Annotated in this window: 9 protein-coding genes and 1 pseudogene; all 10 read right to left on the bottom strand. The window is 41.5% G+C overall.

What is annotated here, in order from left to right:
* Window positions 1-383 precede the first annotated feature (383 nt).
* A complete protein-coding gene (locus tag IQ259_RS01060; RefSeq protein ID WP_193879526.1) occupies window positions 384-2,078 on the bottom strand; it encodes an ABC-F family ATP-binding cassette domain-containing protein in 1,695 nt (564 codons plus the stop codon).
* Window positions 2,079-2,211: 133 nt separating this feature from the next.
* A pseudogene (locus tag IQ259_RS01055) lies at window positions 2,212-3,015 on the bottom strand (Rpn family recombination-promoting nuclease/putative transposase).
* Between the two features lie 34 nt (window positions 3,016-3,049).
* Window positions 3,050-3,550, bottom strand: coding sequence for a hypothetical protein (locus IQ259_RS01050; RefSeq protein WP_193879523.1), 501 nt, complete (start codon window positions 3,548-3,550; stop codon window positions 3,050-3,052).
* A 311-nt stretch (window positions 3,551-3,861) separates the two neighbouring features.
* Complete coding sequence (locus tag IQ259_RS01045; protein ID WP_228014266.1) at window positions 3,862-4,311, bottom strand: type IIL restriction-modification enzyme MmeI; 450 nt, start codon at window positions 4,309-4,311, stop codon at window positions 3,862-3,864.
* Between the two features lie 162 nt (window positions 4,312-4,473).
* Window positions 4,474-5,574, bottom strand: coding sequence for a peptide chain release factor 1 (gene prfA / locus IQ259_RS01040; protein ID WP_193879513.1), 1,101 nt, complete (start codon window positions 5,572-5,574; stop codon window positions 4,474-4,476).
* A gap of 98 nt (window positions 5,575-5,672) precedes the next feature.
* Complete coding sequence (rpmE, locus tag IQ259_RS01035) at window positions 5,673-5,912, bottom strand: 50S ribosomal protein L31 (RefSeq protein ID WP_193879511.1); 240 nt, start codon at window positions 5,910-5,912, stop codon at window positions 5,673-5,675.
* A gap of 116 nt (window positions 5,913-6,028) precedes the next feature.
* The gene (gene rpsI, locus IQ259_RS01030) at window positions 6,029-6,445 is read right to left on the bottom strand and encodes a 30S ribosomal protein S9 (RefSeq protein WP_193879509.1); all 417 of its coding nucleotides are present in this window, start codon (window positions 6,443-6,445) and stop codon (window positions 6,029-6,031) included.
* The gene (rplM, locus tag IQ259_RS01025; RefSeq protein ID WP_193879506.1) at window positions 6,445-6,900 is read right to left on the bottom strand and encodes a 50S ribosomal protein L13; all 456 of its coding nucleotides are present in this window, start codon (window positions 6,898-6,900) and stop codon (window positions 6,445-6,447) included. Before rplM ends, rpsI begins: the two co-directional genes overlap by 1 nt.
* Before the next feature lie 82 nt (window positions 6,901-6,982).
* Window positions 6,983-7,810, bottom strand: a complete 828-nt coding sequence (gene truA / locus IQ259_RS01020) for a tRNA pseudouridine(38-40) synthase TruA (RefSeq protein WP_193879504.1) — start codon at window positions 7,808-7,810, stop codon at window positions 6,983-6,985.
* A gap of 68 nt (window positions 7,811-7,878) precedes the next feature.
* Window positions 7,879-8,229: a 50S ribosomal protein L17 gene (gene rplQ / locus IQ259_RS01015; RefSeq protein WP_193879502.1), complete on the bottom strand. Its 351-nt coding sequence runs from the start codon at window positions 8,227-8,229 to the stop codon at window positions 7,879-7,881.

Raw genomic sequence — 8,229 nt, 5'->3', positions numbered from 1 at the left:
GAATATAGTCGTTGCATTTGCTGCTCAATCTCGGATGAATACGGAGTCATAGAATCTCAGAATTCAGTGGGCATATTCTGCTTATTATTGCATGACCCATTTCTGGATCTTATTTAATCCTCGTTCCTTAATCAAGGTAATGGTGTAATTATTGATATTGCTTTAAAGAATAGTAAAAATCATTTTTTGTCTAGTATTGGTGGTCGTCTTATGGATCCGATACTTGCTAGATCTCTAAATATTAATATCTCTAATGTTAAGCCTAGACAGATTTTACCAATGATTACCTCAAAATGTGGTTTAGCGATCGCTGATATCGTAGTGGAGTGACACAGCTAATTTTGTATATTTTAGTCTGGTCACGCCACTACTTTCTTGATGTTTTATTTCTTCTTCCCTGAACTTTTAGCGGCTTTAGCTGCTTTCTTCGCCGCTTTCTCTTCAGCTATAGCAGCTTGTTTTGCTTGTTCTCTTTCCTCAGCCGTTTTCTCTAGATAGTAATGATAATCTCCTAAGTAAACTTGGAATTCGCCATTGCGAATTTCAACAATTTTGTTGGCTACTTGAGAAATAAAATAGCGGTCATGGGAAACTAAAATCGCCGTTCCATCATAGTTTTGCAGTGCTTCTTCCAACATTTCTTTTGCTGGAATATCTAGATGGTTTGTTGGCTCATCTAAGATGAGTAAATTGGCTGGGCGCAATAGCATTTTTGCCAATGCTAAACGAGCTTTTTCTCCCCCACTTAATGCCCCAACAGGTTTAAATACAGTGTCGCCAGAAAATAGAAACTTGCCTAGCAGGGTGCGGACTTCTTCGTTTTTCCAATCAGGAACTTCATCATGAATAGTTTCCATGACAGTTTTTTTCAAGTCCAATGCTTCGGCTTGATTTTGCTCAAAGTAACCAGGAATCACGTTGTGATCGCCTAAGCTGACGATACCTTCTGTGGGTGGTTCCATACCCATAATGATTCGCAATAGCGTAGATTTTCCTGCACCGTTAGGGCCAAGAAAAGCAATGCGATCGCCTCTTTCAATTAGGAGGTTCGCTCCCAAGAATAAAATTTTATCATCGTAGGTATGAGTTAAATCTTTGATGTTCACTACTTCCCGTCCACTGCGAGGTGCAGGGGGAAAACGGAAATGCAGGGTTCTCACTCCAGATATGGGTGCTTCGATGCGTTCAACTTTGTCTAGTTGCTTTTCTCGGCTTTTGGCTTGGGTACTGCGGGTAGCACTGGCGCGGAATCGATCCACAAAGGTTTGCTGTTTTTCGATTTCCTTTTGCTGACGTTCGTAAGCACTCAGCTGTGCTAATTGATTTTCGGCTTTTTGTTGCAGGTAAGCCGAGTAGTTACCCAGGTAGGAAGCGGAAACTCCGCGTTCAGTTTCAACTATTTGGGTACAGAGACGGTCTAAAAATTCTCGGTCGTGAGAAACTATCACCATCGGCGTAGTTAAGCCTTTGAGGTAAGTTTCCAGCCACTCGATGGTTTCTAAGTCTAAATGGTTAGTTGGCTCATCCAGTAGTAGTAAATCCGGCGCTTGCAGGAGGATTTTACCCAAACTCATCCGCATTTGCCAACCACCACTGAAAGCACTCACGAGGCGATCGCCATCTTCTGGGTCAAATCCCATCTCTGGTAAAATTTTGCCGATGCGTGCTTCTAAACCGTAACCATCCAAAGCTTCAAACTGACGCTGCAAACGATCCAATTTGTGAATCAACCTATCCAGTTCCTCTGGAGTAGCTGTTTGCATCTCATGCTGTACATCTGTCAGAGATAACTGTACTTCGTTTGCTTCCTGAAATACCGTCCAAAATTCTTCTCTGACTGTGCGGCTAGGATCAACTTCAAACTCTTGATTGAGGTAAGCGATGTGCAAACTAGCGGGACGAATAATTTCGCCAGATGTCGGTTCCATTTCCCCAGAGATGATTTTTAACTGGGTAGATTTTCCCGCACCGTTAACGCCGACTAAACCAATGCGATCGCCTGATTTGACTTCCCAGTTGATATCCTTAAGGACTTCGCCTGTAGGATAAATTTTACTAATATGTTCGAGTCGCAGCATCGAGTTTCTCTCAGGTAGGAAATATATGGTTAAGGACGAAGTACCAACACCGTGTCCAATATTAACAAAAATTAACTAATAATTCCTCCGAGTAAGTGGTAACAAACCTCAACTGCCGCTTAATTTTGGTTACTTACAAATTTTGTGCTGCTTGCTTTACTTCTTCAATACTTAAACCAAGCTCCTCCGCTACTTGTTCCACAGTCAACCCCAGTTTCAAAAAACGAGCGACCATTCTTAACTTTTCTTGACGCTGACCTTCTTCTATCCCTTCTTGCTTACCTTCCTGAAAAACATCCTGAAAATATCTGGTATTTTTTAATTCACTGATGCTAAACATTTTCTCCATCTCCTCTTTAGTCATCGTGGGAAACTTGTATAACAAGATAGTCTCTATTAATTGTAATAATTGCTGTTGTTTTATTGGTGAGTTTATTTCTAATCTTGTCCTTTCTACTAACTCCCTAGCCTCTATTATTGCTGTGTGTTCAGATGTCACAATTAATTTAACAGTTGCAATACCAATTGGTGGCGACGATTCAGAGCTTAATTCATCAAGATAAATACGCCTAACTCGCTGACTCATAAAGAATTCTCTGTAGTGCTTGATATCTCCTGTGTCTACACTTCTGCTTGGGTATAAAACAACAGCACTCCAATCATTGACAGGTTGATTTTGACGCAAATACAAGCATATTTCGGCAATCAAGCGCGAATACATCTTTGTATCTGCTTGAAACTGCACTTCCACAAAGTAAATTGGCTGATCAATTTCTACATTCGGAGCAAATACACCATCAATTCTGAATGCTGTTTGTTTAATTTCAACTGACGAAAATTAGTAAATACTAGCAGTATCAAGAGAATCCCCAATCAGTTCAAAGAAGATATCGGGAAATCCTTGAAATAGGCGGTAAAATACGCTGTCTGTTTTCACAGATGGATAAGAGTAGATAATTTTACATAAATAATTATGTGCCTGTTTGCGCTTCTCCACCATCCCGCACTTCTTGCACTCGCTCTTTGGATATCCCTAATACCCGTGATATCGGCGCTAACAAATTATCATCAATAGCTTCTCCAGCATAAATACTATTGAGTTCTGTGGGAGAAATTTTAAACGTATCGCAGAATTTAGTAAATTCCTGATTGTTGAGGTCAAGTTCTTTTTGTCGCTCTTGTAATAACAGTGCGATCGCTCTCGTTCCATATTTAGGACGTTCACTAACTTTTATATATTTTTGTACTAAATAATTAACCTTACTCGTATCACCACCAGTCTTTTTTAGTAAATCACCACAAGCTTTTTTGAGAGCTTTTTTTAAAACTTCTTCTTCATTTAAAAACTGAATAATTTCACTGGTGTATTCTTGCTTAAAAAAACCCACTAAACTACCTTTATGATAAATAGGTAGATAAGCTGCGTCTGGATCAAATTGCCAATCTGAAGGTTCGTTACGTAGTAACGACATAGCTGCACCTAGGAAAATTTAATGTTCACCATTCTAAGACTATTTATACTGGCTCGCCATTAGTAATACCAATTTGAAGAATGATCGCTACAGATGTAGGTTGGGTTGAGGGACGAAACCCAACGCCTTAAAACCTTGTAGATGTTGGGTTTCACTTCGTACCCTTCTCCTGACGGAGACGCTACGCGAACGGGAAGCAAGCTACTACCCAACCTACGCATCTGTCGCATTCTTTTTTTAAATTGGTATAAAATTTTCTAAAAATCATAGTTTAGATCCCCGACTTCTTTAAGAAATCGGGGATCTGGTTTTTAGCGACAAGCTGAATCAAGTACACGATAATTTTGTAATTCTAATTGCAGCGTAGACAATTCACCAATTGTATTAGCGGCTTCTATTATTTCTTCCCAATAACGGCTGATTGTTGGGCGGACAATGTTCATAATATCTGCTTCAGAGGTGTAGTGAATCCCTCTTACATGACGCTCTATTGTATCTATCGTACTTTCAAATAAATTACAAAATATTGCTGGACGTACCTGGCTCCAATTTCCTTTAGCCGATAACTCTAAAAAATTTAATTCTTTTTTAGTCAAATCAATAGAATGAATTACCGAACATAAACCACCGTTAAAATAATCAACTCCTTTATAACGTCCAGCAGGTGTAATTCCAGGATGATTCATCTCCCGAAATAATCCACCTAAAACATCATAAGAACTTGCGCCAGTAATACAATCTTCAATACGAGAAATAAACATATCACGAGGTAAAAGTTGTCTTTAAGTGATTTTAAGTATTTTAATGTTATGAATTAATCAGTGAAAATGGTAAAAAATATGGCTAAATTAAAAAACCGTCTGTGTGTTAAATATCGCAACACACCAGACGGTTTTCAATTAAGTTAATTCTCAAACTAAAAATTAGTTCATTGCACCAGAAGTTGCTAACTCCGCAAGACGTTCTTGTTGGTCTAAAGATATACAAGATTGGATCACCGTCTCCAAATCACCTTCCAGAACAGGGTTCAAGGAATAGTTTTGACCTAAGCGGTGGTCGGTGACGCGATTATCTTTATAGTTATAAGTGCGAATCTTTTCGGATCGCGATCCTGTACCAACTTGCGATCGCCGCATCGAGGTTACTTCTTCTTGTTGTTCCCGTAACTTTATTTCATACAGTTTCGCCCGCAGAATTTGCATGGCTCGTTCTTTGTTTTGCAACTGGCTGCGTTCTTCCGTACAGAAAATTCTGATTCCTGTCGGTTTGTGCATTAAGTCAACGGCTGTTTCCACCTTGTTGACGTTTTGTCCACCAGCACCACCAGAACGAGCTGTAGTCATTTCAATATCTTTCGGGTCAATATGAATTTCCACATCATCAACTTCTGGCATAATCGCCACAGTAGCTGTGGAAGTGTGAACACGTCCCCCAGCCTCTGTGACTGGTACACGCTGTACGCGATGCACTCCAGCTTCAAACTTTAACTGGCTGTAAACATTGTCACCTTTTATTTCCAGTATGACTTCTTTCCAGCCACCCATTTCTCCCAAAGATTCGCTCACCAAAGACACTTTCCAACCTTGAGTCTGGGCATAGCGAGTATACATCCGCATCAAATCCCCAGCCCAAATACTGGCTTCATCGCCACCAGTGCCAGCGCGAATTTCCAACATGATATTCTTCTCATCATTGGGGTCGCGGGGCAACAACAAAACTTTTAAGCGAGTTTCTAAGTATTCTATTTTTTCTTCTAATTCACTAACTTCCAAAGCTGCCATTTCTTGCATCTCTGGATCACTGGCTGCTTCTTTATAAACTTGACGCGCCCCAATTAAGTCTTCTTGGGAAACTTTCCAAGTTTCATAGGTATTAACTACTTCTTCCAAAGAAGAACGAGACTTGGCGATTGTTTGATACTCATCAGGGTTTTTCGCAGTATCAGGATCGGCAAGGCGACGTGTTAATTCATTAAAGGTTTGTTCAACGGATTTGAGTTTCTCCAGCAGGTATGATTCAGCCATGACGAGTTTAATGCTCCTTAAAATAACAAGTTGGCTCGGCAAAAAATGACAATCGACCCAGCTGATGCAGGGTCGTCGTTAACAGCAGAGCCAACCCGCTACTTTTTCTTTTTATCGTCAGAACTTTGCTCGCTCGACTTACCGTATTTGCGAAGAAAACGCTCTACTCGACCTTCAGTGTCGACAATCTTTTGAGTACCAGTGTAAAAAGGATGGTTTCCAGACCAAAGATCCACATGTAATTCTGGTTTTGTAGAACCAATAGTCATTACAACTTTACCGTTGCAATAAACTTTAGCATCTGGATACCACTTAGGATGAATATCGGGTTTAGCCATTGTTTTTTCTGTGGTGAATCTATATAAATTATAACTTTCTGATTTGGTAAGCAATTAGGGCTAGGAGGTCAAAAGCTAGAACGCTTTTGACTTTTGACTTTTCCATACCCAATCTCTTATCGTTTTGAGTACTGAGGAGCTTTCCGCGCTTTATGCAAACCATATTTTTTCCGCTCTTTAGCGCGGGGATCACGAGTTAGATAGCCCTCTGTTTTCAAAGGTGAGCGATTTTCTGGGTCTAGTTGGCACAAAGCACGGGCTACACCCAAACGAATGGAATCAGCTTGACCAGTTAAGCCGCCACCTTCAGCTTTTACTAGAATGTCATACTCGCTCTCTAATCCCAGAGTTTCTAGAGGTGCTTTAATGACTCCCAGGTAATTAGCATTGAATTGGAAGTACAAATCTCCAGGCTTGCCATTCACTGTCAGTTTACCTTCACCGGGTACAAGGCGTACTCGTGCTACTGCGGATTTGCGGCGACCAGTACCCCAGTACACGGCGCGACCGCTATTTGCTTCTGCTACTACCATTAACTTTCTTCTCCAGGAATTGTACTAATTTTTAGTTCTTTAGGTTGTTGAGCTTCGTGGGGATGAGTCGAACCTGCATAAACTTTGAGCTTGGTAAACAAATGCTTACCCAAGCTATTTTTAGGTAACATCCCTTTAATAGCTTGTTCTAAAATCCGCTCAGGTAGACGCTGTTGCAGCTTGGCAAAAGTTTCAGTTTTCATCCCTCCAGGACGACCAGAATGGCGGCGGTACAGTTTTTGAGTCCGTTTTTTACCTGTGACTGCGACTTTCTCGGCATTAATCACGATCACAAAGTCACCTGTGTCCATGTGAGGTGTAAATTCAGCTTTATTTTTACCTCTGAGAATCATCGCAATTTCGCTGGCGAGGCGACCAAGGCGTTGGTCGGTGGCATCTACTACATACCACTCATGCTCAAGAGATTCTTGAGAAGGAAGGTAGGTTTTACTCATTTTTGTTTGTCCTTTGTTATTTTTGAGCCACTGCGTTGGACAGGTTGCCCGGCTTGTAGCAAGTGACATCCTTTGTCAATGACTATTGACTAAATACTAATTTTGGTTGGGTGTCGTACCAAATATCGGGAGAAAAAGGAAAATCAGGATAACCGACTCGCAACAAGCACAAACCTTGAGGAGGTGCGGCATACTTTACTTTTTCCCGGCGCTGTTCTTGCCAAATGTCTGTGAAACTAGCCAGTGTGCGCTGTTTGGAGCCTACTTCCACTAGCATTCCTACTAGTAGCCTAACCATGCCATATAAAAATCCATCTGCTTGGATTTCGATATGGAGGAATGACCCTGTACGAAGACACTCTGCTGCTTGCACTTCTACCCAAGAATGCGATCGCTTTGAGCCGGCACGATGAAAGGCCGCTAAATGATGCTTGCCGAGCATTGGTTTCAAAGCCGCCTGGATTAAGAGTTCATCCAGAGGCGCATGATAATAATGCCAACTAAAGGGTTTGACGAACAAGTTTGGTCGTTCTTCAGTGTATATCGTGTAGCGGTATCGCCGATAGGCTGCACTAAAACGAGCGTGCCAGGTGTTACCTACAGATGCCGAAGCCCTGATTGTTACGTCTTGAGGCAGATAGCTATTGAGAACTGTTGCCCATTTGTGAGCCGGTATTGCGCCTGTAGCTTCAAAATGGGCTACTTGTGCAGCAGCATGGACTCCAGCATCGGTGCGGCCTGCACCATGTAGTGTCACATGATAACCAAGAATAGTAGCGATCGCTATTTCTATTTCTTCTTGAACTGTACGCTGCTGCTTTTGTCGTTGCCAGCCATGAAAATGAGTGCCTAGGTATTGGATTACCAAGGCTACTCTTTGAGTTTCTCTAGGCTGGTCAGTTTCTAACATAGAATCTACTAAAGTTTGAAGTATAAAGTATAAAATTTTTATCCTTCATACTTTAACCTTCACCCTTTTTAAACCAGTTCAATAATTGCCATTTCAGCATTGTCTCCTCGCCGAGGTACAGTATGCAGAATGCGGGTGTAACCACCACTGCGATTACCATACCGAGTTGGAGCTTGCTCAAACAACGCATGAACTAGTTGTTTATCGTATATGTAGCCCAAAGCCGAGCGACGTGATGCTAAAGAGCCGTCTTTAGCTAGGGTAATCATTTTATCTACTTCACTTCGCAGTGCTTTCGCTCTGATCAAAGTGGTGGTAATTCGACCATGACGAATTAGCTCAGTGGTTAAAGCACGCAACAGAGCGCGGCGCTGGTCAGTTGGTTTACCAAGTTTTTTGACTCGACAACGGTGACGCAT

The sequence above is a fragment of the Fortiea sp. LEGE XX443 genome, assembly GCF_015206815.1.
Taxonomy (GTDB): Bacteria; Cyanobacteriota; Cyanobacteriia; order Cyanobacteriales; family Nostocaceae; genus Nostoc_B.
This window is presented reverse-complemented; position numbering and strand designations above follow the sequence as displayed.

Bases quoted from the DNA above. Each gene is read 5' to 3' on its own strand.
- IQ259_RS01060 (WP_193879526.1), bottom strand. From the start codon at position 2,078: ATGCTGCGACTCGAACATATTAGTAAAATTTATCCTACAGGCGAAGTC.
- IQ259_RS01050 (WP_193879523.1), bottom strand. From the start codon at position 3,550: ATGTCGTTACTACGTAACGAACCTTCAGATTGGCAATTTGATCCAGAC.
- IQ259_RS01045 (WP_228014266.1), bottom strand. From the start codon at position 4,311: ATGTTTATTTCTCGTATTGAAGATTGTATTACTGGCGCAAGTTCTTAT.
- prfA (WP_193879513.1), bottom strand. From the start codon at position 5,574: ATGGCTGAATCATACCTGCTGGAGAAACTCAAATCCGTTGAACAAACC.
- rpmE (WP_193879511.1), bottom strand. From the start codon at position 5,912: ATGGCTAAACCCGATATTCATCCTAAGTGGTATCCAGATGCTAAAGTT.
- rpsI (WP_193879509.1), bottom strand. From the start codon at position 6,445: ATGGTAGTAGCAGAAGCAAATAGCGGTCGCGCCGTGTACTGGGGTACT.
- rplM (WP_193879506.1), bottom strand. From the start codon at position 6,900: ATGAGTAAAACCTACCTTCCTTCTCAAGAATCTCTTGAGCATGAGTGG.
- truA (WP_193879504.1), bottom strand. From the start codon at position 7,810: ATGTTAGAAACTGACCAGCCTAGAGAAACTCAAAGAGTAGCCTTGGTA.
- rplQ (WP_193879502.1), bottom strand. From the start codon at position 8,229: ATGCGTCACCGTTGTCGAGTCAAAAAACTTGGTAAACCAACTGACCAG.